Annotated in this window: 29 protein-coding genes; 15 read left to right on the top strand and 14 right to left on the bottom strand. The window is 39.4% G+C overall.

Annotated features, from left to right (window positions below):
* Positions 1–65: 65 nt before the first annotated feature.
* From DJ533_RS02805 to mhpT, 3 genes are all read right to left on the bottom strand, one after another.
* Positions 66–1019 carry a bile acid:sodium symporter family protein gene (locus DJ533_RS02805; RefSeq protein WP_065995399.1) on the bottom strand — a complete coding sequence of 318 codons (954 nt, stop codon included), beginning with the start codon at positions 1017–1019 and terminating at the stop codon, positions 66–68.
* 127 nt (positions 1020–1146) lie between these two features.
* Entirely contained in the window at positions 1147–1782 is a 636-nt protein-coding gene (gene pncA / locus DJ533_RS02800) for a bifunctional nicotinamidase/pyrazinamidase (RefSeq protein WP_065995398.1), read from the bottom strand.
* A 149-nt stretch (positions 1783–1931) separates the two neighbouring features.
* The gene (gene mhpT, locus DJ533_RS02795; protein WP_065995397.1) at positions 1932–3146 is read right to left on the bottom strand and encodes a 3-(3-hydroxy-phenyl)propionate transporter MhpT; all 1215 of its coding nucleotides are present in this window, start codon (positions 3144–3146) and stop codon (positions 1932–1934) included.
* Positions 3147–3838: 692 nt separating this feature from the next.
* Between mhpT and dapA the strand changes: the two genes are divergently transcribed.
* The 3 genes from dapA to purC are packed head-to-tail and all read left to right on the top strand — an operon-like array spanning position 3839 to position 6113.
* Positions 3839–4732, top strand: a complete 894-nt coding sequence (gene dapA, locus DJ533_RS02790) for a 4-hydroxy-tetrahydrodipicolinate synthase (protein WP_065995396.1) — start codon at positions 3839–3841, stop codon at positions 4730–4732.
* Between the two features lie 15 nt (positions 4733–4747).
* Positions 4748–5356, top strand: a complete 609-nt coding sequence (locus tag DJ533_RS02785; RefSeq protein WP_065995395.1) for a lipoprotein-34 precursor (NlpB) — start codon at positions 4748–4750, stop codon at positions 5354–5356.
* 37 nt (positions 5357–5393) lie between these two features.
* Positions 5394–6113 carry a phosphoribosylaminoimidazolesuccinocarboxamide synthase gene (purC, locus tag DJ533_RS02780; RefSeq protein ID WP_065995394.1) on the top strand — a complete coding sequence of 240 codons (720 nt, stop codon included), beginning with the start codon at positions 5394–5396 and terminating at the stop codon, positions 6111–6113.
* Positions 6114–6288: 175 nt separating this feature from the next.
* Here purC and DJ533_RS02775 read toward each other — a convergent pair whose 3' ends face one another.
* On the bottom strand, positions 6289–7563 hold the full coding sequence (locus DJ533_RS02775; RefSeq protein WP_065995405.1) for a replication-associated recombination protein A: 1275 nt from the start codon (positions 7561–7563) through the stop codon (positions 6289–6291).
* A 122-nt stretch (positions 7564–7685) separates the two neighbouring features.
* Positions 7686–8138 carry a YcgN family cysteine cluster protein gene (locus DJ533_RS02770; RefSeq protein WP_065995404.1) on the bottom strand — a complete coding sequence of 151 codons (453 nt, stop codon included), beginning with the start codon at positions 8136–8138 and terminating at the stop codon, positions 7686–7688.
* 192 nt (positions 8139–8330) lie between these two features.
* Here DJ533_RS02770 and DJ533_RS02765 point away from each other — a divergent pair, with 192 nt between their 5' ends.
* From DJ533_RS02765 to ahr, 8 genes are all read left to right on the top strand, one after another.
* Complete coding sequence (locus tag DJ533_RS02765) at positions 8331–8489, top strand: DUF1328 domain-containing protein (protein ID WP_065995393.1); 159 nt, start codon at positions 8331–8333, stop codon at positions 8487–8489.
* Positions 8490–8781: 292 nt separating this feature from the next.
* On the top strand, positions 8782–9525 hold the full coding sequence (locus DJ533_RS02760) for a dienelactone hydrolase family protein (RefSeq protein ID WP_065995392.1): 744 nt from the start codon (positions 8782–8784) through the stop codon (positions 9523–9525).
* Positions 9526–9580: 55 nt separating this feature from the next.
* Entirely contained in the window at positions 9581–9949 is a 369-nt protein-coding gene (locus DJ533_RS02755; protein WP_065995391.1) for an HIT family protein, read from the top strand.
* 118 nt (positions 9950–10067) lie between these two features.
* Positions 10068–11102, top strand: a complete 1035-nt coding sequence (gene mutY, locus DJ533_RS02750; RefSeq protein WP_065995390.1) for an A/G-specific adenine glycosylase — start codon at positions 10068–10070, stop codon at positions 11100–11102.
* Between the two features lie 84 nt (positions 11103–11186).
* Positions 11187–11723, top strand: coding sequence for a M23 family metallopeptidase (locus DJ533_RS02745; protein WP_065995389.1), 537 nt, complete (start codon positions 11187–11189; stop codon positions 11721–11723).
* A gap of 29 nt (positions 11724–11752) precedes the next feature.
* Positions 11753–11998, top strand: a complete 246-nt coding sequence (locus tag DJ533_RS02740; protein ID WP_065995388.1) for a hypothetical protein — start codon at positions 11753–11755, stop codon at positions 11996–11998.
* Positions 11999–12023: 25 nt separating this feature from the next.
* Positions 12024–12578, top strand: a complete 555-nt coding sequence (locus tag DJ533_RS02735) for a DNA-3-methyladenine glycosylase I (RefSeq protein ID WP_065995387.1) — start codon at positions 12024–12026, stop codon at positions 12576–12578.
* A 30-nt stretch (positions 12579–12608) separates the two neighbouring features.
* A complete protein-coding gene (gene ahr / locus DJ533_RS02730) occupies positions 12609–13631 on the top strand; it encodes an NADPH-dependent aldehyde reductase Ahr (RefSeq protein WP_065995386.1) in 1023 nt (340 codons plus the stop codon).
* Positions 13632–13750: 119 nt separating this feature from the next.
* On the opposite strand, the gene DJ533_RS02725 is transcribed toward ahr, so the two are convergent.
* Complete coding sequence (locus DJ533_RS02725) at positions 13751–15187, bottom strand: aminotransferase-like domain-containing protein (RefSeq protein ID WP_065995385.1); 1437 nt, start codon at positions 15185–15187, stop codon at positions 13751–13753.
* A 98-nt stretch (positions 15188–15285) separates the two neighbouring features.
* On the opposite strand from DJ533_RS02725, the gene DJ533_RS02720 reads away from it, so the two are divergent.
* On the top strand, positions 15286–15693 hold the full coding sequence (locus DJ533_RS02720; protein ID WP_065995384.1) for a hypothetical protein: 408 nt from the start codon (positions 15286–15288) through the stop codon (positions 15691–15693).
* Here DJ533_RS02720 and DJ533_RS02715 read toward each other — a convergent pair.
* Positions 15653–16543, bottom strand: coding sequence for a LysR family transcriptional regulator (locus tag DJ533_RS02715; protein ID WP_065995383.1), 891 nt, complete (start codon positions 16541–16543; stop codon positions 15653–15655). The genes DJ533_RS02720 and DJ533_RS02715 overlap by 41 nt on opposite strands.
* Positions 16544–16738: 195 nt before the next feature.
* Here DJ533_RS02715 and DJ533_RS02710 point away from each other — a divergent pair, with 195 nt between their 5' ends.
* Positions 16739–17908, top strand: a complete 1170-nt coding sequence (locus tag DJ533_RS02710; RefSeq protein ID WP_065995382.1) for an MFS transporter — start codon at positions 16739–16741, stop codon at positions 17906–17908.
* A gap of 65 nt (positions 17909–17973) precedes the next feature.
* Here DJ533_RS02710 and DJ533_RS02705 read toward each other — a convergent pair whose 3' ends face one another.
* Positions 17974–18624, bottom strand: coding sequence for an START domain-containing protein (locus tag DJ533_RS02705; RefSeq protein ID WP_065995381.1), 651 nt, complete (start codon positions 18622–18624; stop codon positions 17974–17976).
* A 49-nt stretch (positions 18625–18673) separates the two neighbouring features.
* The gene (dapB, locus tag DJ533_RS02700; RefSeq protein WP_065995380.1) at positions 18674–19495 is read right to left on the bottom strand and encodes a 4-hydroxy-tetrahydrodipicolinate reductase; all 822 of its coding nucleotides are present in this window, start codon (positions 19493–19495) and stop codon (positions 18674–18676) included.
* A gap of 250 nt (positions 19496–19745) precedes the next feature.
* Between dapB and DJ533_RS02695 the strand changes: the two genes are divergently transcribed.
* Complete coding sequence (locus DJ533_RS02695; RefSeq protein WP_065995379.1) at positions 19746–19952, top strand: hypothetical protein; 207 nt, start codon at positions 19746–19748, stop codon at positions 19950–19952.
* A gap of 178 nt (positions 19953–20130) precedes the next feature.
* Complete coding sequence (locus DJ533_RS02690; RefSeq protein WP_065995378.1) at positions 20131–21036, top strand: LysR family transcriptional regulator; 906 nt, start codon at positions 20131–20133, stop codon at positions 21034–21036.
* A 10-nt stretch (positions 21037–21046) separates the two neighbouring features.
* Here DJ533_RS02690 and DJ533_RS02685 read toward each other — a convergent pair whose 3' ends face one another.
* The 5 genes from DJ533_RS02685 to ilvD all read right to left on the bottom strand — a co-directional run bounded on the left by DJ533_RS02685 (position 21047) and on the right by ilvD (position 25630).
* Positions 21047–21793, bottom strand: coding sequence for a sulfite exporter TauE/SafE family protein (locus tag DJ533_RS02685; protein WP_065995377.1), 747 nt, complete (start codon positions 21791–21793; stop codon positions 21047–21049).
* 154 nt (positions 21794–21947) lie between these two features.
* Positions 21948–22151 carry a hypothetical protein gene (locus DJ533_RS02680; RefSeq protein WP_065995376.1) on the bottom strand — a complete coding sequence of 68 codons (204 nt, stop codon included), beginning with the start codon at positions 22149–22151 and terminating at the stop codon, positions 21948–21950.
* A 30-nt stretch (positions 22152–22181) separates the two neighbouring features.
* Entirely contained in the window at positions 22182–22469 is a 288-nt protein-coding gene (locus DJ533_RS02675; protein WP_065995375.1) for a chorismate mutase, read from the bottom strand.
* A complete protein-coding gene (locus DJ533_RS02670; RefSeq protein ID WP_065995374.1) occupies positions 22450–23784 on the bottom strand; it encodes a hypothetical protein in 1335 nt (444 codons plus the stop codon). The genes DJ533_RS02675 and DJ533_RS02670 overlap by 20 nt, the downstream gene beginning before the upstream one ends.
* 160 nt (positions 23785–23944) lie before the next feature.
* Positions 23945–25630, bottom strand: coding sequence for a dihydroxy-acid dehydratase (gene ilvD / locus DJ533_RS02665; protein ID WP_065995373.1), 1686 nt, complete (start codon positions 25628–25630; stop codon positions 23945–23947).
* Between the last annotated feature and the right edge of the window lie 12 nt (positions 25631–25642).

The raw sequence follows: 25642 nt of genomic DNA, 5'->3' as shown, positions 1-25642 counted from the left end.
TATGCTGCTGATAAAAAGAGCGCAAAATGCGCTCTATCAATAAATTACATCATGCGACTAGGGGGTCACTTTTCATTCAGTATATCTTTCGCATTTCTACTCGCCCAATAAGTCGCTAAAGCAGGACCGGAAATATTATGCCATAAACTAAAAATCGCACTGGGCACAGCAGTGACAGGAGATGCTGCGAAATGTAACGCCGCCAGTGCAACACCTAAGCCAGAGTTTTGCATTCCTACCTCGATTGCCACGGCTTTGCTATCTGCATAAGGCAGTTGAAACAAGCGACTTGCCCAAAAGCCGAACAAATACCCCAAAGCATTATGTAAAATCACCACAGCCAGAATTAAAGCGCCAGACTGTAAAATGGCTGCTTTACTGCCCGCAATAATTGCTGCCACGATTGCTACAATTGCTACGACAGAAATCAAAGGCATCACTTGAATATATTGCTCTACTTTTTGTTTTAATACTGAACGTGTCATTAGTCCTAAAATGATCGGAACTAACACCACTTGTAAAATAGATATAAACATGGATGCAGCATCGATTTTTAACCATTGGCTTGCCAATAAATAAAAAATCGCAGGTGTTAATATCGGCGCAAGTAAAGTCGATACTGAAGTACATGCCACAGACAAAGCCGTATTGCCTTTTGCCATGTAGGTAATCACATTCGAAGCTGTTCCCCCTGGACAGCATCCTACCAAAATCACGCCTACCGCAATCTCAGCAGGTAATTGAAACAACTTACACAAAATATAAGCCAAACTTGGCATCACGATAAACTGAGCCAACACCCCAATACCGACTGCTTTGGGACTTTGTAATACTCCTTTAAAGTCATTCACAGTCATGGTCATGCCCATACCAAACATGATAATACCTAGCATCCATGTAATATAGGCTTTTAGCCAAACAAAAGCGTCAGGGAGCAACATTGCAATACCTGCAAAAAGCACCACCCATAAAGCAAAAGTTTTTTGAATAAATTGGGTGAAGCGCAAAAAGGCTGTCATCAAAAATCATCCCTAATTCATGGTCTTTTAAGCTGCTAAGCCAACAGGTTCAGTCAAAATACTGAACGCTGTCAGCAACACTGCATCATTTCACTATATTAAAAATAGAATTAAGCATTTTTTAGTTTTAATCTTGCCCACTCTGTAAAATATGTGGAGATACTGTCCGCCTTACCCCATTTGCTAACATCTCTTGCCATGCATGTTGCAATGAACCATGCAAGTCAATCGCTTTGGTTGCATCCGAAATCACATAAGTTTCAAAACCTAATTTTGCAGCATCTATTGCCGACCATGCCACACAAAAATCCGTTGCAATACCCACGATATAAACCGTGTCAATACCTCGCTCTTTTAAATAACCTGCCAAACCTGTGGTCGTTTTACGATCTGCTTCCATAAAAGCAGAATAACTATCAATCTGAGAATCAACACCTTTGCGGATAATCAATTGGGCAGTCGTAATCTCTAAATCAGGATGAAAATCTGCATCCTGTGTGCCTTGTACACAATGACTTGGCCATAAAACTTGTGTGCCATAATTCACTTGGATAGTATCATAGGCTTTTTTATTGACATGATTTTCAGCAAAAGAAATATGATTATGAGGATGCCAATCCTGTGTCAAAACCACATTCTTAAACTTTAAAATCAGTTGATTAATCAAAGGAATAATTTGTTCAGCATTGGCAACAGCAAGGTTTCCACCTGTAGTGAATCCATTTTGTACATCAACCACAATCAGTACTGAATTTTTTTGCATCGTATTTATCTTAAAAATCCTGTTTCATGCACTTTAACATATCGTAAAAATGAACGTGAATTGTAATCCACCCAAATTTTCAGACCATTTAAGCCATAAAAAAACCCGCATCACTGCGAGTTTTATTCAGATCAAAGCATCTTGTTTAATTAAGCTTTCAAACGACGAATCAAAATCAACATAAAGATTGCTGAAATCACAATACATGGAATCGCTGCTGAAATTACCCCTGCTGCACCAAAACCTGCTGCGAGTAACTGACCTGCTATCGTGGGTCCTAACATCGCACCAATCCGTCCGACTGCCGAAGCCATACCCACACCCGTACCACGTACTTCAGTTGGGTAGACGATACTGCCAAACGCATATAACACGCCTTGACAACCAATCACGAAAGCACCCACCAATGCAGAAGCCAAGTACATTTGCGTAAGTGAACTTGCCATATTCAGCGCAAATAAACCTGCTAAAATGCCTCCATACATTAAAATAATAACGTAAGCTTTTTTCCAACGATCCGTCAGCATCCCTAAAATAACCGTACCAATCGTTGCACTCACCATAAAATAAAACTGTGCCGTTGCACCCTCTTTACGAGTAAAACCAAGCTCTGTAAAGAGTGAAGGCAACCAACTTAGCATGATGTACACCACCATCAAGGTAAAGAAGTAACTTACCCAAATCAGTATTGTACGTGCTAGATTTTGTGTATTAAATAAATCTTTAAATGTCGCTTGTGGTTCTGCAGCACCTGTACCCACTTTTTCTTGTGCTTTTAAATATTCTTTAGACTCTGGCAAAAATAGAATCATGATTGGAATGACGATGATCGGTAGCAAACCACCTAAATAGAAAATATTTTTCCATTCAGCACCAAAACTGGTACTTGCCACCAAAGACAAAATCGCAGCACCCACTGGCATACCACAATACATTAATCCTACTGCTCGACCACGATTTGCTGGTGAAACCGCTTCTGATGCTAAAGTGATCAAAATTGGCATTGCAGCGCCTAAGCCTGCACCTGCTAAAAAGCGTACGACCAATAAACTTTGAAAACTATTTACCCATACCGTGCATAAAGTAAAAATCGCAAATACAGCAGTTGACCAGATCAGAACTTTTTTACGACCAATCCGATCAGCAAAACGACCACCCAGCAAAGCGCCAGGCAATAGACCCAAAATCCCTGCACTAAAGAAAATACCTAATTGACTACTATCTAAGCCAAAATACTCACGGATACCCGCAGCCGCAATCCCTGCCGCCTGAATATCCAAACCCTCGATAACTGCGATCAAAAAACAAATCAATACCGTAACTGTAGAATGTTTTTTATCCTGTTGCCTAACCGATATATCCATCTTTGAAAATCCTTGTATAGATGCTGCTGGATCATGAAGATCGCATCATCCCGTACAAGCAAAAATGGAATAACTAGCAATAAGTGTTAGAACAAGTAATGGAAATAAACGGAAAACTCAAAATAGTCCATTTTATTTAAAAATCAATATAGTCATAAAAACAATAATTTGATTAAAAACCCAACCATTTAGCTCAAGAATCACTGCATTATTTTTAACAAATTCTCATAGGGTAATAACATCCTATACAGAGCCTATAACTAAAAACGATCAATCACAGTCTAAGTTAGACACAGTGATGATCTTTTTTCGCTGTTATTTAAGTCAAAAATCATCTTATACAATCAGTATTTCATCTTAAAATACAACCTCTATCACAATAATTAGGGATCAAATGATTTTTTAAAATTGAATTTTAGTTTTTATAATATGTATAAATGATAAAAAGTGAGAGTATTTTAGACATGCACCAACGACAAACTCACATGTGTTGTATTTGTTGCTTTTTATAAAGTTTTTCATTGCTTTGACTAAAGCATATTGTTCTCAATCGCTGAATCAGTCATAATTTGCATAAGCATTACTCAATCGCAAAGCATGATTGTATTTTGCTCAAATCAAAATACTGCAACCATCCCGATCTTATTTTTAAATCAGTATATGCGGGTGGACACATAGGATATTTTTTCAAAATGACTCAGCAAGCACAGATTCAAGGCTCAATTGTCGCAATCGTCACCCCAATGTTAGAAGATGGCAGCGTAGATTGGAAGGGTCTCGAGAAGCTCGTTGAGTGGCACATAGAACAAGGCACTAATAGTATTGTGGCAGTCGGTACAACTGGCGAAGCCTCTACTCTTAGCATGGCAGAACACACAGAAGTAATTAAAGAAATTATCCGTGTTGCCAATAAACGTATCCCCATTATTGCCGGTACTGGTGCAAACTCAACACACGAAGCGATTGAGCTCACCAAAGAAGCAAAACAACTCGGTGCAGACGCAGCACTGTTAGTGACCCCTTATTATAATAAACCCACCCAAGAAGGCTTATATCAACATTATAAGGCTGTAGCTGAAGCTGTTGATTTACCTATTATTTTGTATAATGTACCAGGTCGTACAGGTGTAGATATGCAAAATGAAACGGTGATTCGTTTGGCGGATATTCCTCATATTGTTGCGATTAAAGACGCAACGGGTGATGTACCTCGTGGTAAAGCGCTGATTGATGGTCTAAAAGGCAAAGACATGGTGGTGTATTCAGGAGATGACGCAACAGCATGTGACCTTATTGCAGTGGGTGCAAAAGGAAATATCTCTGTTACTGCCAATGTTGCACCGAAAATCATGAGCGAACTGTGTGCTGCTGCAATTGCGGGTCAAATGGATGACGCAAAAGCAAAAGATGCACAAGTTGCAAAATTAAACAATATTCTATTTTGTGAATCGAACCCAATTCCAGTGAAATGGGCATTACATGAAATGGGATTAATTGGTACAGGTATCCGCCTACCATTAACTCCGCTTGCAGAACAATACCGCACTCCTCTGCGTGAAGAACTCAAAGCAGCGGGTGTCATTTAATAAGAGCTTAGTATTATGCGATTACGTTTTGGTTTAACCCTTGCCCTTTCAGCTTTGAGCTTAGCGGGTTGTAGTTCACTTGGGATCAAAAATGGTTCTTTGGATTATAAAAATACAACTGATGTAGAGCAGCTTAAATATCCTGAAGGCGCAACTGTTAGACCTGCAACGCCATTATATCCTGCTCCAGTGGTTGACCCGCTTGCGATTCAACATGCACCTAAGTTTGAAAATAAGCGCGGCAACCGCTATGACGTACCTCGTCCAGCGTCTACACCAGCAAATTCTGTTGAACAAAGTAACAATAATGCATCTGCAAGCGCAGGTCGCCCACAACTTTTAACCGATGGAAATGGCAATCCATTGCTCAAAGTTGATGGAGATTCTGCTATAATTTGGCAGTATGCATTAGCCACATTGAGTAGTTTAAATTACAACGTTGTGGGTGAAAGTAAAAATGTGACTGAGGTGACATTTAAACTTGACAATACCACCTATGTTTTAAAACTTAATTCTGTGGGTTCAAGCAATACCATTGCTTTGTTTAATGCAAACAATACTTTTGCAGACAAAGAGAAAGCTGCTGAAGTATTGACCCAGATATACCAAAACTGGCCAGCCTAGTCGTTCTAGGCAATTTTTTTTTGCAAAAGGTTCCCCCATGTTAAAACAAACCTTGCTCTATACTGGTAAAGCAAAATCCGTTTATGAAACAGATAGCGCAGATCATCTAATTCTAGTTTTCCGTGATGATGCTTCGGCATTCAATGGTGAAAAAATAGAGCAACTAGATCGTAAAGGTAAGGTGAATAACCGTTTTAACGCCTTTATCATGGAAAAATTGGCTGCGGCTGGTATCGAAACACATTTTGAAAAATTGCTTTCGCCAACTGAAGTTTTGGTTAAAAAATTAAAAATGATCCCTGTAGAGTGCGTCATGCGTAACTATGCAGCGGGCTCATTGTGTCGCCGTTTAGGTGTTGAAGAAGGTTTAGAGCTTGTTCCCCCTACTTTTGAATTGTTCTTCAAAGATGACGCTTTAGGCGATCCAATGGTGAACGAATCTCAAGCAATTGCTTTAGGTTGGGCGACTGCTGACCAATTGGCACAAATGAAAGAACTCACTCAAAAAGTAAATGTTGTTTTAAAAGACTTGTTCGCACAAGGCAACATGCTACTTGTTGATTTTAAACTTGAATTTGGGGTGTTCCATGACCGCATCGTACTAGGTGATGAATTCTCTCCAGACGGTTGCCGTTTATGGGACAAAGACACCAAGAAAAAACTCGACAAAGACCGTTTCCGTCAAGGTTTGGGTGGTGTTGTTGAAGCTTATGAAGAAGTTGCTGCACGTATCGGTGTAGATCTTTCAGATATCTAATTTTAGAGTTTGATTCTTCACAAAAACCGAGTTTTAATACTCGGTTTTTATTTTTAAACACTTCTCAAATGTGTGACTACTTCGCTACTATAGCTACGCTCTAACAAATAATTCACTCTACGTCATTTGAATTCAACAAAGTTAATCTAAGCATCTGATTCAATCTATAAAACCATCACTGCTGTTGCTGATTTTGCTGCCAACGTCTTTGTTGCAAACGTTCACCTTCGACTTCACGTTTATTACGTGCAGATTCATATAGTTTTGTACCTTTTAGCTCAGGCGGCATATAGTCTTGTAATACAAAATGCTCAGGATAATTATGCGGATACAGATACTTTACCCCATAACCTTGCTCTTTCATCAGCTTGGTAGGTGCATTTCGCAAATGCAACGGCACAGGCAAATTTGCAGTTTTTTCAGCGAGTTCAAGTGCTTTATTGATCGCTAAATAAGTACTATTACTCTTAGCACTGGTCGCTAAGTAGACGGCACATTGCCCCAAAATAATTCGACATTCTGGCATACCTACAGCTTGTACTGAACGAAAACATTCACCTGCAAGCAATAATGCATTTGGGTTTGAATTGCCAATATCTTCAGATGCAGCAATCAACATACGACGTGCAATAAATACAGGGTCTTCGCCACCTTTAAGCATACGAGCCATCCAGTATAAAGTTGCGTCTGGATCACTGCCTCGGATCGACTTAATAAAAGCCGAAACTAAATCATAATGTTGTTCACCTGATTTGTCATAACGGGCAATATTTTGCTGTGCAACTTTCACCACAACAGCATTATTGACAATATTTTCAACTTCAGGCTCAAAGGTGCTTGCCACTAAATCGATTAAATTAAGTGCCTTACGTGCATCGCCTGCCGCAAACTGAATCAAGGCATCATATTCTTCGATTTGAATATAGCGATCTTTTAAAAATTGATCTTGTTGAAGCGCATTTATGATTAAAGTTTGAATGGCTTCATTGCTTAACGCATTTAAAGTGTAGACTTGGCAGCGTGACAGCAGTGCGCTATTTACTTCAAAAGATGGATTTTCAGTCGTTGCCCCAATCAAAGTAATTTTACCTTTTTCAACTGCATTGAGTAATGCATCTTGCTGGGACTTATTAAAACGATGAATTTCATCAATAAAAACTACAGGAGTAAGCAAATCGCCACTTTGTGCAATCACATCACGTAGTTCTTTGACCCCTGTATTTAATGCCGATAAACTAACAAAAGGTCGATCTACCGCTTGCGCCAATAACAGTGCAATCGTCGTTTTCCCAACCCCAGGCGGTCCCCAAAAAATGATTGAAGGCAAGTGCCCCTGATCAATCATTTGACGTAAAGGTGCTTGTTCCCCAAGTAAATGATCTTGCCCAATAATTTCAGACAAATCACGAGGACGAAGGCGTTCAGGTAAAGGAATATGAGTGTCTGACATAATGGTTTTTGCAAAATAAAAGCTATTCATAGTCTACTATGGAATATGATCGAACACGCAAATTTCTCTAGGCAATTTTTGACATAACCGTGTTACAACATAGTAAAAAATGCTGCTTACAATCACCTTACCCAACGTACCACATACTCATCAATTTCTTCTTCATCCACCTCAGTTTCAGAAATACAACGCCCTGCTGCTGATTTTCTTGCTTGGATAATATTTTGTCTTGAACCTGTATTTAAGTGATGCCACGCAGGTAGTTTTTTACCCTCTTTCAAACGTTGATAGGCACAACTCGAAGGCAACCAATAAATATCTTGTAATTTTTCTGGAGTAAGTTGAATACAATCTGGAACATGCTGCATCCGATTTGGATAATCGGAACATTGTGCCGTCTGACAATCCAGTAGCTTACACGCCACTTTGGTATATGCCACCTCATTGGTTTCATCATCTTCTAATTTGACCAAACAGCATAAACCGCAACCATCACATAGCGCTTCCCATTCGGTGGGATTAAGCTCACTTAAGGTATATTTTTTCCAGAACTCGGGACGTAATTGATCAGGCATATGCATTGTTAAACTGTGATTTTAGGATGAATCATAACATTTTTAAATGAGAATTATTTTACATTTTTAAATTACAAATCATTTACTTAAATTAATAACATTTTATACCTCTGCAACAAAATGCAGCTATTCCAATAATTTTTATCTTCCTATACTGATAACCGAACACTATAAAAACATGGAGAAAATAATATGTTTCGTTGGGCTATCATCTTTGCAGTCATTGCACTTATCGCAAGTCTTTTAGGTTTCGGTGGTGTGGCAGGACTCTCAAAAGAATTCGCAGTAATCTTACTTGTTGTTGCTGTTATTTTAGCAATCGTGGGATTTATTTCACGTGGACGAGTCTAGGTTATTCTAGGTCATGCTGTAGAAAAAAGAAGGAATATTCCTTCTTTTTTTATGCCAACTTGCAACCCTTTGTATAAACTTTCTCCTTCTCATTTTCTTGATACGGTTAAAACTCTTTCATAAAAATCACGATCATGTGATTATTCCACCAATAGAATCTATCTATGTGCATGCCCCAAGAGAATAATAAATTCTCACATTTCTCTGCAAATTATTGTAGCTAAAGTCATTTTAAAATAAAAAAACTATGCTTTAATCAAAGCATTCTCATAATTATATAAGGATTTATGGCATCACAATGACGATTACAACACGTGAAATTTCTTATCAAGCCAAAGACGGAACAACATTGATTGGTTATTTTGCAAGTCCTGTTTCTGATGCACCCGTCGCAGGTGTGATCGTTGCTCCCGAGTGGTGGGGACGTAATGCATATACTGAGCAACGTGCACGTGAGCTTGCAGAACATGGCTATGCTGCGTTTGCTATTGATATGTATGGTGATAAAAAAACCACCACCAATGTTCCTCAAGCAAATGAATGGATGACCCAAACATTTCAACATGCCAATACCATCGTTGATCGCGCGCAAGCAGCTTTAACCACATTCGCGACACAAGCTGAAGTGGATGAAAATCGTTTAGCAGCAATTGGCTTTTGTTATGGTGGCAAGGTTGTTTTAGACCTTGCACGTACAGGTGCGCCATTAAAAGCTGTTGCAACGTTTCATGCTGCCAACGTTTCTCCCCGTGTGGAAAATGATGCTGAAAATATTCAAGCAGAATTACTTATTTTACATGGTGAAAAAGACAGTATGTTGTCTTTAGATGCAATTGAAAGCTTTAAACAAGAAATGACTGCTGCACAGATCAAACATGAAGTGATTGTTTTTAAAGATGCTAAACATGGTTTTAGTAATATCTTGGCAGATCAAAGAGCTAAAGAATATGATGTTGATTTAGGATATAACCCTGAAGCAGAACAACAAAGCTTGGCTGCCATGTATGCCTTACTAGAACGTCAACTCGGACATTAAGTCTGTAGAGAGATAAAGAGAAAAGAGATCAGATGACTTTAAAGAGGATATTCACATGACTGAACTTAACTGCCCATATTGTAATTTTGATGAATACGATATTATTGATAAAAATGATTTTGGTGTAATTTTACCTGAGCTTGATCCCCTGTCTAAAGGACATTCAGTTGTCATTCCTCTACGTCATGTCACTTCTTTTTTTGATGTTTCTGATAAAGAGCGCAAAAGCTTATCATCACTATTAGAATTGGCGCGAAATGAGCTCAAAATTCGCCATCAACCTGAAGGTTTTCATATCGCATTTAATGATGGTGATGTCTTTGGTGATGAGCACACTGAGCATTTTCATATCCACATTATTCCACGTTATAAAGATCAAGCATTGATTTTAGATAAACGTTGGGGAGTGCTTTCTGAAAAATAATGCTGTTCCTCAACATAAAATATAAAGACGCTATGGCGTCTTTTTTATTCTACATTCCCTCACATGAAAGTTCACAAGATTGGGTATACTAATCTCCTCTTTTTAGATCGAAGCTGGCATGTCGCAATTTTCATTTTCAGATGCTCTCCTCACTTGGTTTGATCAACATGGTCGTCATGATTTGCCTTGGCAAGTTGCAGATGACCCCTATAAGGTGTGGGTGTCTGAAATTATGTTGCAACAGACCCAAGTTAAGACAGTTTTAAAATATTTTGATCGCTTTATTGAACGCTTTCCAACGGTGGATGATTTAGGCAAAGCCTCTTGGGATGAGGTCGCACCGTACTGGGCGGGTTTAGGTTATTATGCACGGGCACGAAATTTACATAAAGCTGCGGCTGTGGTCAGTCAGCAGGGACATTTTCCAAATAGTTTAGAAGAATGGATGCAGCTTTCAGGGATCGGACGTTCCACAGGCGGCGCACTGATGTCTTTGGGTTTACGTCAATATGGCGTGATCATGGATGGTAATGTGAAACGGGTTCTAGCACGTTTTTTTGCCATTGAAGATGATTTATCAAAACCTGTGCATGAGCGTGAAATGTGGCAACGTGCAGAAGAATTATGTCCAACTGAACGCAACCATGACTATACCCAAGCCATTATGGATTTAGGGGCAACCATTTGCACTCCTAAAAAGCCACTGTGTTTATACTGTCCAATGCAGCAACATTGCCAAGCACATCAGCAAGGTTTAGAAACTGAATTACCCTATAAAAAACCCAAAAAGCCAGTTCCCATCAAAACAGGTACAGTGTTATTGCTTGAAAATGCTGGAGAATGGCTATGGCAACAACGCCCCAACAAAGGGTTATGGGGTGGACTGTGGAGTTTGCCTATTTTTGAAAATGACATGGCATTTAGCCAAAAGTGCCAAGAATATAATCTCAACCCAATCCAAAAAACTGCTCAAATCACGCATCATTTTACCCATTTCACTTGGATTTTAACCGCCCATATTGTGCATGTAGATACTGATCAAAAAGAGCATCTTCTAGCTGAATTCGGCGGTGAGTGGCTCACACCACAAAAAGCTACACAATTGGGTATTCCGACTGCCATGAAAAAATTGATCTCTGTGGTGGAGATATGACATAGTCAAACACGGGTATTCGCTTCAAATCTTCAATTTTAATCTGTGCGTTTAAACTTGAAAAATTAATTGTAAGGATTTCTCGTGGCTATTTATTTTCGATATTGCTTGATTCTGTGTTTTACACTGGTGCTGAATGCATGTACTACCGCACCTAAAAAGCCAACGCCATTGCCACAAAATGCCATTTTAAAATTAAAATCTATGCCCATGCCAAACCGCCTGCCTATTCCTGTAGAAGGCGTCAGAGCCAAAAATCTTACAGATACTTGGGGTGCATCACGTAGCTCAGGACGTACCCATGAAGGAATCGATATTTTAGCTCCACGTGGAACAAAGGTATATAGTACGACTGAAGGTATAATTGCCAGTTTAAAAAGTAACAACTTGGGGGGCACAGTGATTTGGCTCATTGGTCCAAGTGGTGCTTGGCATTATTATGCACACCTAAATGCACATAAACGTGGCTTAAAAGAAGGTGACTATATTCGCAAAGGCGCTTTAATCGGTTATGTTGGGAATACAGGAAATGCACGTCATACTGCACCGCATTTGCACTATGGTTTGTATCTGAACGGGAAAGGTCGTGGTGCGGTAAATCCTTATCCCTATTTACGTTAATTATTGAGAAAAAAGTTTAGGAAAATTTCATGTCAGAAGCGTTGATTGAGCGTTTAGTTGAATTTGCAGAATCAGGCAATCAGCAGAAAATTGCTTTAAATGGGCAAGTCTATCAAGGCTGGATTATGGAAATTAGTGATGAAGCTTTACTGATCAGTACAGGTTTTGCCGATAAAGCAGGCAAAGATATTTGGGTGAAATTCACTGATTTAACCCAAGCAGCACTATGGTATTGGGACAATAAAAATGACCAATGGATCGAATTTAAACTTTAGAAAATAGCTTCAGGAGCATTTAAAAATGACAAATAAACGTTGTGGTTGGTGCTCCGATGACCCAATTTATATCGCTTATCATGACCATGAATGGGGAAAGCCCAATCGAAATGAACAACATCTATTTGAAATGCTCTGTTTAGAAGGTCAACAAGCAGGTTTATCTTGGATTACGGTATTAAAAAAACGTGAATGTTATCGTGAACATTTTTTTAATCATTCGATTCAACATATTGCTGACTTTACAGATGAAGACTTGGCTGAAAAATGTAAAGATGCTGGGCTGATTCGCCACATTGGTAAACTTAAAGCCATTCGAGACAATGCTATCGCATGGCAAAACATGCAATCGCAAGGTATCGACATGGTCAATTGGCTGTGGGATTTTGTTGAGCAAACGGTGCAAGTCAATGCTGTACCTGATTATAAACTTGCACCAGCCCAAACCGAAGTGAGTTTAAAACTCTCAAAGACACTCAAGAAAAATGGTTTTAAATTTGTAGGACCAACCACTATTTATGCCTTTATGCAAGCGGTGGGGATGGTCAATGATCATGAAAATCACTGTGCATTTCGCTAAATATTGATACTTAAAAATAAGGACGGATTCATGTCAGAAAATACCATTCATAGCTATGCTGCCCTAGAAGCAGGCGCACCTCTTACTCCCTATGCATTTGATGCAGGTGAGTTACAAGCGCATCAGGTTGAGGTTAAAGTCGAGTATTGTGGACTCTGTCATTCTGATGTTTCAGTGATTAATAATGAATGGGGCAATGCAATTTATCCTGTCGTAGGCGGTCATGAAATTATTGGAACAATCACCCAACTTGGTTCAGAAGCCAAAGGCTTAAAAGTTGGACAACGTGTGGGGATCGGCTGGACTGCAGAAAGCTGCCAACATTGTGATCCCTGTGTCAGTGGACAACAAGTGCTTTGCACAGGTGGAAAAACAGCGACCATTGTAGGGCATGCTGGAGGGTTCGCTGACAAAGTACGTGCAGGTTGGCAATGGATTATTCCGCTTCCTGAAGACTTAGACCCTGAAACTGCAGGTCCATTACTCTGTGGTGGTATCACTGTTTTTGATCCCATGTTAAAACATCAAATCCAAGCCATTCACCATGTAGGGGTGATTGGTATCGGTGGTTTAGGTCATATGGCAATCAAATTACTCAAAGCATGGGGCTGTGAAATCACCGCATTTACCTCAAGTTTGGATAAGACTGAGGAGCTCAAAGCGATGGGCGCAGACCATGTGGTAAATAGTCGTGATGCAGATGCACTGAAATCACAACGTGGTAAATTTGATTTATTGCTATGTACCGTAAATGTGAGTTTAGATTGGAAAGCCTATTTAAATACGCTTGCACCAAATGGCACGATTCACATGCTCGGTATGGTGCTTGAGCCGATGCCAATTCCTGCGGGAACACTGATCAGTGGAGCAAAATCTGTAACTGGTTCTCCAACAGGCTCTCCATTTGCCTTGCGGCAGCTTTTACAGTTCGCTGCACGTAAAAATATTGCACCACAGATTGAGTTGTATCCGATGTCAAAAATTAATGATGCGATTGAGCGTTTACATTCAGGGCAAGCGCGTTATCGGATTGTGTTGAAGGCGGATTTTTAATAATCTCCCCTACTCCCTCTTTTCAAAGAAGGGGAATCTTGTGTATCTGATATATATGATTTGCAAGGCTCCTCCCTTTGAAAAAGGGAGGTTGGGAAGGATTAAAAAATGTATGAATCCTAAGCCACTTTATTTTCAGACAATTGCGCTCTCACCCAATCCGCCAACAACATAATGGCATCCTGAATGTCCTGTGATAGCTCATGCCCTGCATTTAAACGAATACAGTTGTTATAACGCCCTTCTTCCCCAAAGACCAAACCGGGTACGATATTAATACTGTGTTGCTGGGCGAAGTAATACATTGCCAAGCCATCAATCTGTTCAGGAAATTGCAACCATAACGCATAGCCCCCTTGCGGATGACTCAAGCGCATATCAACCTCATAAAAAGCGTCAATCAAAAATTGACGATATTGTTCAACTTGTAACATCAGTTTTGGGCGTAATTCTGTTAAATGCTGCCGATATGCACGACTATAAATCAAATCCACCAAGCCCAATTGTAAAGGTGTATTCACTGCAACATTCTGAGTCATCAAAGCTGCATGCAAATGTTTTAAACGTTGTGGCATGCAAAACCACCCTACCCGATAAGATGCCGACAAGGATTTTGAAACTGAACCACAATAAATCACATAACCAGCTTGATCCCAATACTTAATCGGCAAAGGTCGCTGTGCATCAAAACTACATTCTGCATAAATATCATCTTCGATCACATAACACTGATATTTTGCTGCCAGTTGTGCGATCTTTTCCTTGTCTGCATTACTCAAACAAAAACCCAATGGATTTTGGAAATTTGCCGTCAGTAAACAAACTTTCGCACCTGAATTTTGCATGGCTTGTTCCAAACGCCCCAAATCAAAACCTTCCGTATTGGCTGGAATTTCAATAATTTTTCTTTTTAGTAAAGCCAACAATTGCAACTGACCATTAAAATTTGGTGTAGGTAAAATGATGCTATCTCCCACTTGGCTAATATTCTGAATAATCACCGATAAGGCAGGCATACAACCATTGCTGATATAAATATCATCCTTGGCAATATAAAAACCATCTTCTGCCCAATGTGCTGAAAATGCTTCTCGCAACTGTACATTGCCCTGCCGATCGCTATATAAAAAATCTTCAGGCTTGGTATGTTTTAACGCACGCTGAATAGAACGTCGCAGAGCCTCAACAGGCACTAAATTGGGTGAAAGTTGCACTGAGCCTAAATGGATCAAATCATTATTAATCGCAGCTTCATGAATCTGCATTTGCAGTTCTAAGTTAGAAACTTTTCGTGGCTGTGACTGAAAATCTGGATGATTGGGTAAAGCAACTTTCTGTATTTTTTGCTGGGTTTTTACAAAATATCCAGACTTTTCTTTGGCATAAATCAAACCTTGTGCTTCTAAAAGCTCATAACAACTTTTGGCAGTATTCAAACTAATGTTTTGCTGTTTGGAAAATTGGCGGAGTGAACTGAGGCGTTGTTCTGCCACTAACTCACCTTGATAAATTTTTTGAGCGATTTGCTGTGCCAAGCTTTGATATTGAAACGTCATATCTGTGCCTATTTTTTAATATTTCTTGTATCTGTACCTATTAAGCTAACAGATTTATCTTTTCTTTGCAGCGAAATCATCAGAAAAGGAGAGAAAAAGTGAGAATAATCGTGTTATTAGCAACTGTATTTTTACTGAGCGCTTGCCAACCTCAAACCATCAACCAAACAGCGCAACAACAACATTTTATCTGTAAGTCGTTAATCGAAGGTTTTTTAAAAACACAACATTTGAGTGAATATCAACTCGATCATTTGCAACCCACCTTACAACATACGGCTGCGAGCAGAGCTTATACTTATCGTGTCAGCAGTGATGTCAACATGCGCATTAACATACCCAAACAACAAAACTTAAATTTTGAATGTCAGCAAAAATCAGCTCAACATTTTAATGTTCAACTGATTGATCAGAAACAAAGTACAGTCCAAAACGTATTGAGTTTAAATTTACCATCACAAAAAACTATCGATACTTTGACAGCTTTTGCGCTAAAAACTCAATAAATAAACGGACACGTTTCGGCAAATGCTCTTGCTGATAATACACTGCATGGATGCTCTGATTATAGATCTCGATTTGCTCTTCAAACAAAGGGATTAAACGTTTTTGTTGAATATCTTGATGTATTAAAAAAGCAGATAAACACGTAATCCCTAAACCTTGTAATGCCATTAAGCGCACCGTTTCACCATTAGATGCTTTAATTTTAGGTTGAACAGTTAACTTTTCACCCTCCACATAAATTGGCCAGGTATTCAAATGCGCAACTTTACTAAAACCAATTAAACAATGCTTTAAAATGTCTTGTGGCTTTTCAGGATAACCATTTTTTTCCAAATATTCAGGACTTGCCACGATATACAAGCGACTTTGACAAAGTAATCGTGCATGTAAACTCGAATCAGTCAATTCACCAAAGCGAATTGCGACATCAGTTTTTTGTTCAAGTAGATCAATTATTTGATCATTACTGTTCAGTTCAATCTGAATATTTGGATATAGGCTGATGAATTCTGGAATAAGTGGCGCAATCACATGTAACACGAAAGGCGTTGCCGAATCGACCCGTACTAAACCTGAAGTATCATTATCCGACTTTAACAAAGCCTCCTCAGCTTCATTCAGATCGTGGACAATTTTTCGGGCTTTATCTAAAAATAACTGCCCTTCCTGTGTGAGTTTCAACTTACGTGTCGTGCGCTCTAACAAGGTTACATTCAGTTTATTTTCAAGACGTTGTAAAGCACGACTCACACCTGATGTGGTTTGCTGTAAATGCTCAGCCGCACCAACAATAGAGCCACTATCAACAATGTAAATAAATGCCTGTAATTCTTCTAGAGTAGATTTCATGGAAATACACTAATTATTGCGTTTTAATCAACAATGTTTTGCAGATTATATGCTTTTTTAGCAACAATAAAAATCACAAAATAGCAGTATCTAAAAATATGAAGTTAAAATACATGGTCATACAACGCAAATACAATGGGCATCAAATCAGGACTAAAAATCTAGCACCTACATGGGATGAAGGAAGTCAATGATATGAAGATTAACTTTCCTCTCCTCGCCTTAGCCATCGGTGCTTTTGCCATAGGTACAACTGAGTTTTCTCCAATGGGCTTTTTGCCTCAAATTGCAGAAAATTTGAATATTTCCATTCCTACTGCAGGGATGTTGATCACAGCATATGCGTTGGGTGTCATGCTGGGTGCGCCAATTATGACCTTATGGTTTGGACACTTTTCACGACGAAAAGCCTTAATCCTTGCCATGAGTATTTTTACTGTGGGGAATATATTGGCGGCAATTGCACCGAATTATTGGGGTTTAATGGGTGCTAGAATACTCACCAGCTTAAATCATGGTGTTTTCTTTGGGATTGGTTCTATTGTTGCGACGAGTGTCGTCGCAAAAGATAAACAAGCCAGTGCTGTTGCCATGATGTTTATGGGTTTAACCATTGCCAATATTGGTGGCGTACCACTGGCAACATGGGTTGGGCAAAATATAGGTTGGCGCATGGCATTTGCAGCCATTGCGCTACTCGGTGTCATCTCCATGTTAGCACTTTGGAAAGCGTTACCAGAAAGCACTGCGGGACAACGTCCAAATGTCAAAGCTGAACTGCAAGTTCTAACCCGTAAGCCTGTGGTACTCGCTTTGCTGACTACAGTGATGAGCGCAGGTGCAATGTTTACTTTATATACCTACATTGCACCCACATTACATAGCATCACCCATGCTAGCCCTAGTTTTATTACCTTGATGCTGGTATTGATTGGTATAGGTTTTTCTATTGGAAATCATTTAGGCGGTAAATTTGCCGATGTGTCACTGACCAAAACTCTGATAGGTTTTTTATTTTTGTTAATGGCAGCCATGTTGTTCTTTCCAATCCTTGCACAAACTAAAGTTGGTGCAGCTTTGGCACTGCTTGTCTGGGGTGTAGCCGCTTTTGCTGTAGTACCGCCACTACAAATGCGAGTGATGTCCGTTGCGCATGAAGCACCTGGGCTTGCCTCATCGGTCAATATCGGCGCATTTAATTTGGGCAATGCTGTTGGTGCAGCCGCAGGTGGTGCTGTCTTGAGTATGGGAATGAGCTATGCAGCCGTTTCGATTACAGGTGCAGTGCTGACTGCTTTGGCTTTACTTTTAGTCTTTGTTCAAATGAAAATGTCAGAACAAACAACAACGAAACAATTGTGCTAATTTACATAAAAAATCCCATCATATTAAAAATAGCATGGGATTTTTTATCTATTTTGACTTAAAAATTATTTCAAAACTTCAGGCAAAGCAGGCAGTGATTTATTTTTTGCAAGCTCTGCTTTCATTTTTTGCAACATTTGATAAGGCTGTTGTTCAACCAACATATTGGTCACACTTTGCGGGATAGAACCTTCAGGGTCAGCAAATCCTGTGGTACTGACTTTGACTTTATTGGCTGAAATTTTTTGGAAAGTCCAATCACCTTCATAATTTTTTAAGCGCACCAAATTAGCATCGAGTGCTTTGCCTTGTGTAATGGCTTTATTTTTAATGCTAATCAGACCATTGTTATCTTTAGATATTTTACCTTTCACTACCATATCTCGGTCTTTTAAAGGAAATGGAAAATCTAAAACCATATATAAAGTAAACTCTCCTTTGTGATCATCACGAGAAAGTACTTCAGCTTTTGCCACATTTGGTACCCATTTCGGAGCATTATTCACATCTAAGACCAATGCCACTGCCCGCTCAATCGGAACATCAAAAGTCGTTTCAGCTTTATAAGACATGACCGTATTTTTAGGGTCTTTAAATGTCCATACTTTAATGTTGTTTTTGTCGAGCGTCAGTTTTGCATTGTTTGGCAAAGCTGCTTGTGTAGTCAGGCTCATAGCACTGACTACACCTGCAAGAAACATCACTGTTTTTTTCATTTTTTTATTCAAATTAATTTACTTGTTTTAGATCATAACGGATTGTGCTTTAAGCTTGAAGATCATTTAAGCCCAAAACATCTTTCATATCGTATTTTTTTGCATCTTTCCCTACAACCCAAGCAGCAGCACGTACCGCACCTGAAGCAAAGTTCATACGGCTGGTTGCTTTATGTGTTACTTCAACACGCTCACCCTCCCCGATAAACATCACGGTATGTTCACCTACGATGTCCCCCCCACGAATGGTTTCAAAACCGATGGTTTCACGATCACGTGGACCTGTATGCCCTTCACGCCCATAGACTGCTACTTTTTTCAGATCCCGACCTAAAGTATCCGCAACGGCTTCCCCCATCATTAAGGCTGTACCTGAGGGTGCATCCACTTTATGACGGTGATGTGCTTCAATAATTTCAATATCAACCGTGTCACCAAATACCTTTGCAGCAAGCTCTAACAGTTTAATCGAAACATTGACACCTACAGAATAGTTTGCCGCATAAACCACAGGTGTTTTAGTCGCTGATTCATTTAAAATTTGTTTTTGCTCATCTGAAAAACCAGTTGTTCCGATCACCATCGCTACGCCTGCTTCACGGCAAAGTTTTAAGTTATTTTCAGTTGCCGCAGGTGCAGTAAAATCAATGACTACATCAACGTCTTTAAGTGCTTCTTCTAAGCTGCCAATTACCTTGACACCCACTGCACCAATGCCAGCAAGCTCACCTGCATCTGCACCAATTAATGAACTTTCTGGGCGTTCAACTGCGGCTGCTAATTGATAGCCTGCTTGTTGTACTGCTTGGATCAATGTACGACCCATACGACCGCCTGCACCCAAAATACCAATGCGTGGAGTAGCTGACATGTTGATCTTCCTAAATCACTGTTTAAAATTTTCTCTACTATAACAAAACTCTGCGATTAGGCTAAGTCGGGTTATTCAAAATCCAGCAAAAATATTTACATGCTTCATAAAATAAACTGCCTTCAAATATGTATGTTTTGAGCTCGAATCTGCTTGTAAATTTATATGGGTTCTTCTATATTTTTGTCGAAGTTTAAATTATAGACAAAATGAAAACTTCACAATCAAAATAAATATCTAGGAATTTTCCATGAATTTTAAAAAAATTATATTCACACTTTTCATCACCAGTATTATGTCAAGCGCTTGGGCAGAAGCAGCACTTGATGCAGCTTTAGTAGCAGCCGAAGCGGTTACAGCAGCAAATGATGCAACGAGCACTGAAGCACCTACAACAGAGGATACATCAGATACAACATCGATTGATGCACCAGTTATTGACGATGCGGCTGAATAATCATCTTTAAATCTGTTAAAAACTGCTATTCACTCCCTCATCTACGACAAAGAGCATTTCGATGTTCTTTGTTTAAATTTCACAAGAATTCTTTGATGGGTGTTGAGTTGTAATCACGCTGCCCTATTTGAATCAGATTCAGTTTAATATATTCAAAGCTCACTTTTTGATCTTAATTATGCGTCTCGACTTTTTTGACTTACATTTATTTTTAAATATTGTGGATACGGGTAGTCTGACCAAAGGCGCTGAACGTTCTGCAATTTCATTACAGGCCACCAGTGAGCGCATTAAAAAACTCGAACAACAATTTAACACGCGCCTTTTTACCCGTCATGCTATGGGTGTAAAATTAACTGTTGCAGGTCAAGTATTTACCGAACAAGCGCAACAACTGATTCAACAAGAACAACAGCTCCACCAAGCAATGTCACCCTTTGCACAAGCCTTAGCCTCTCAGGTGACTTTATGGTGTAATTCTTCTGCACAAAGTGAATATTTACCGATACTTTTACCGCAATATTTGGTTGAAAATCCGCATATTCAAATTGAACTCAAGGAAGCGGAAAGTCATGACATTATTCAAGCCATTGAAAAAGGAACAGCGCAATTGGGGCTGATTTCGAGCTTTTTTAATTCAAACAGCTTAAATACGCTCGCATTTTCTCATGACCCTTTGGTGTTAATTTGTCCTCAGCAACACATTCTTGCACAAGAAAAAACTTTAAATTTATCAGAGGTTTTAAATTATCCTTTTGTAGGTTTAATGCAGCATCACTCATTACAACAATCCATTGAAACACAAGCCAAGTTACTAAATTGTGTTATGCAATATCGCTTACGTTTACCTAATTTTGCTGGCATTGCCCAAGTGGTTGCCGATGGTGTGGGTATTGCGATCATGCCAAAACGTGCCGCTCAGCATTTAAATAAATTATATAAATTTCACCAAATACAACTGACAGGTGCTTGGGCAAATCGTCAGTTATTATTGGCAGCACAACAGTTTGATGCACTTCCAACTGCATATCAGCACTTCGCCCAATTTCTGATCTCACAAAAAAGTAAGTTTATGATGGACTAGCGAACTCTTTTTAAACCACACCCAACTGATGTACTACCGCATAAAGCCCAAAAATCACCAAGCCGCAAAAGAAAACTTTACGAAATTTTTGCTCAGAAATTCGGTAACGGATCTTTGTTCCAAACCACATGCCGATTAAGGCTGGAATTAAAGCGATCAATGAAAGTTGATAATTGATCGAGGTATGATCATCGACTGGATTAAAATATAAAAATGCAGCCAAGCAAAATGTAGATACCGTAAAAGCGAGTCCTAAAGACTGCACCAAATCATCACGTTTCAATTGTAGTGATTGTAAATAAGGTACAACTGGAATCACCACCACGCCTGTTGCAACGGTTAAAGCTCCACCTAAATATCCAACCAATGGAGATAACCATTTTTCATATGGTGCAAGATTGGGCATATTCTTGGAAAACAAACCATAGATGCCATACAGTGCCAACATTGCACCCAATAAAGCTTCACTGTGAAAGTGACTATTGCTATGTCCTAAAGTTGGAAAAACACTCCACATTGAACCTAGAATAATCCCCAAAAGTAAGGGATAAAAACGACAGATCAAACGCCATACCTGCCCTTCAGCAAAAAGTTGCCAGATATTGGTCACCAATGAAGGGATAATCAATAAAGTTGCAGCCTGAAATGGGCTAATCACTAAAGTCAAAAGTCCCATAGAAACCGCAGGCAGTCCCAACCCAATAGTCCCTTTGATCATGCCTGTAATCGCAAATACAGCAATAACAAATCCAATCATTTGCATGTCTCTTTGAATGTTTCAAGCCATGCTATAGAAAATTTATTTGATGAAAAATCATCTTTTTTAGAAGCCAGCCTCAAGCAAAGGTTGAGGCAAATAAAAGATGTGCGCTAAGTTCGGGTGAATATATTGATAAATTTTATACAAATAACTATAAGACATGGATTGAAAAACAATTACAACCGCAATGAAAACGAACAATTTGAGCAGGTTGAACTTTTTTATCTGCTCTTTTTGCAATTGAATTTTCAATTTCAATCGCACGCTTGATTTCATTGATTTCTTGGCGTGAAAGTCGCTTATTGTTTCCTGTTGCGCTTCTTTCTCTTTCACCCCCTATTTTTACGCCTGACATTGTGTATTTTCCTAAGCCAAGATTATTGTTTTAAGGTCGAATTTCTTTTAACTCACGTTGAATAAAATGCTGAATCATTTCACGATAAATTTTTTCAACTAAATCTGGATCGGTATGCAACTCATTGGCTTTTTCACGGACTTTATTAATCACCTGTTGCACACGTTCAGGAGATTGCACATCTTCGGCAGTACGTTTAAAGCGTGTGGCTTGATCAACATAGAACTGGCGTACTGCGATCATTTCAATTAAAGCCTGATCGATTTCATCAATATGCCCTCGGGCTTGTTCAAGTGATTCACATTTTTGTTTTTTCATCGCTGAGGTGTTCTGCATCTTTTAGCTCTGCATCATTATCACTTTTGTACTTCTGTTCTAACACATTACTGAAAATACTTTCAATCATCCAAACACGATATAAACTATTAAATACGTAACGCTTTCCTTCAATTTCTAATTCTAATACAGGAAAATCGGGTTGATGCTTCTCTGCACAGCGTTGATCATTTTCTTGTAATAACGCCATTACATCCAACTCTACTAAATCTTCAATGCCGAGCTCTTGTTGGATTTGTTGCAAATGCGCTTTAAAAGACAAGTCTTTGCCCTTCGTCCACACGGCTTCCAAGATGGTATACATCGCTTCAATACGTTGTTCTTCCGCAACACTATAAAAAAGTTGTGCCATTTTTAAAATACCATCCGCAGTTGGACGACAAAATGGTGTAAATTTAACCTCTGTCCGCTTGGACAAACGCGTTGCCAAACTCCAGTCAAAAAAGTCACGCCCATGATAACTTAAAGGGAAAACATGCAACTGAATATTATAATAATCTGCTAATTCTTCTTTGATATAAGCCAATAACAACCAACTGATGGGATCTTCGAGCGCAATATACAAATTTAGCTCAGGATGCATGGCTTGAATTTCTGTAAGCTCCTCCGCATCGCTCATGAGGTGTTCACGCCATTCAATGTGATTAATCAGAAAAATAGGATTATCAATCAATAATTTTTGCTGTTTTAAACGGCGTGTTAAACGTAATAAATCATCTACAGCATGGTATTTACGTCCACCAAATTCAAAATAACTCTCTAAAACAGGTATGTGATCAAAGATTCTTTCTGGAAAATGTTGTGGTTTTTGCTGTTTACTCGCCATCACAAACAACATCCGTAATTTGCCATATTGTTGCTGCCATAGCATATGAAACACATCTTCAAGTAAATACAGAAAATTTTGACCTGTTAATGGGGTATTTCTAAGAATGGTTTCGGCTTGTTGTAAGGCTTCTTGTGTAGGTTGTTCTGGTTTTTCTTCATCATAACTAAAACGGTGCTGATTGGCTAAAATCTTGGCATCATTTAAGCTGTAATTTCGCCATTCTTCGATGCTCATGCCATTAGGCGGTTCTGCTGTAGTATCTGAAATAATAATTTTCAGGGGTTTCAGTGCATCACTTAAAATATCATCCAATTGCGTCAACTGTTGCACAGCCAAATAACTATATACATCATCTAAACGCAAATAAATGCGTAGCCCTTGTTCCGTAGGTAACACCTCTTGACGGGTCGGTTTTTCATAAAACCAACTCGATCGGATCGGATCAAACCAACGGCGTAACAGTGACATGAGAATAGCCTCAGAAAATAAAAAACCATATGCGTTTCAATGTGTCTGCTTGAAACGCATACAAGAATAACACTCATTGCAATGAGATGCTTTTTAAAATGAAATAAGCCTGCTGCAAAATTTATAACAATTCAGACTCAAATATTCAATGTCCGTTTGCTTAAAGCTCTAGGTTCAAATCGGTCACTGCACCTTTTTCCGCACCTGTGGTTAATTTAGCAAACTTCGCCAAAGCACCATATTGATAATTGGCTTTTGGTTTGACCCAAGCCGCTTTACGTGCTGTCAGTTCTTCATCCGAAATATGTAAAGTCATTTCACGTGTTTCAGCATTAATCGAGATTTTATCGCCATTTTTAACCAAACCAATCGGACCACCTGCATAAGCTTCTGGTGTCACATGTCCAATCACAAAACCATGACTGCCCCCTGAAAAACGTCCATCGGTGATCAGCGCCACAGATTTCCCTAAACCTTTACCAATAATCGCAGAAGTTGGCTTTAACATCTCAGGCATGCCTGGTCCACCTTTCGGACCTTCACCACGAATCACCACCACTTCGCCTTCTTGTACTTGCCCATCTAAAATGCCACGCATTGCACCAATTTCACCCTCAAACACACGGGCAGCTCCTTCAAAATACAGACCTTCTTTTCCTGTGATTTTTGCAACTGCCCCCGTAGGTGATAAATTACCTTTTAGAATAACCAAATGAGAATCTTTTTTAATCGGGGCATCGAACGGTAAAATAATTTGCTGACCTTCAGGATAATCCTCAACATCTGCCAGATTTTCAGCCAAAGTTTTACCTGTCACGGTTAAACATGAACCATCTAACATACCGGCGTTAAGCATGCGTTTCATCAAAGGTTGAATACCCCCAATCGCAATCAATTCAGACATTAAATATTTCCCAGATGGACGGACGTCTGCGACTACAGGAATATTCTGACCTATCCGAGTAAAATCATCTAATGACAATTCAACACCTGCGGTATGTGCCATTGCCAATAAATGCAGCACGCCATTGGTCGATCCTCCCAAAGCGATCAGTACTTTAATGGCATTTTCAAAGGCAGCTTTGGTCATAATGTCACGTGGTTTAATGTCCAAACGCAACAAATTCATCACCGCTTCGCCTGCACGTTGGCAGTCTATTTTTTTATCTTCGGATACAGCTTCTTGTGCTGAAGACCCCGGCAAACTCATGCCCAAAGCTTCAATTGCTGAAGCCATGGAGTTTGCAGTATACATTCCACCACATGAACCCGGTCCTGGTAATGCAACTTCTTCGATTTGTTTGACCTGAATTGCATCGATTTCACCTTTGGCATGCTGACCTACCGCTTCAAATACTGAAATCATATCAGTATGTCCTGCACCTGGTTTAATCGTCCCTCCATAGATAAACAGTCCCGGACGATTTAAACGTGCCAAGCCCATAATACAACCCGGCATATTTTTATCGCAGCCTCCAATGGCAATCACACCATCATACGCCTGACAACCCACTACTGCTTCAATCGAATCGGCGATAATTTCACGGCTGAGTAATGAATATTTCATGCCTTCTGTACCATTAGAAATGCCATCAGAAATGGTAATGGTATTAAAAATAATGCCCTTGCCTTGAGCTGCATTGACACCTTTTTCAACTTCTCGTGCTAAGCCATCAATATGCATATTACAGGGTGTGACATTTGCCCAAGTTGAAGCAATCCCAATAAATGGTCGGGTAAAATCTTCATCTTTAAAGCCTGTAGCACGCATCATCGAACGCGCTGGTGCATTCTCAATCCCTTCATACACAGCGGCAGAATGTTCTCGGAGGTTGTCTTTACTCATTGTTATTCCTTA

Origin of the sequence: Acinetobacter defluvii, assembly GCF_001704615.3 — a bacterium.
GTDB classification, from domain to species: domain Bacteria; phylum Pseudomonadota; class Gammaproteobacteria; order Pseudomonadales; family Moraxellaceae; genus Acinetobacter; species Acinetobacter defluvii.
This window is presented reverse-complemented; position numbering and strand designations above follow the sequence as displayed.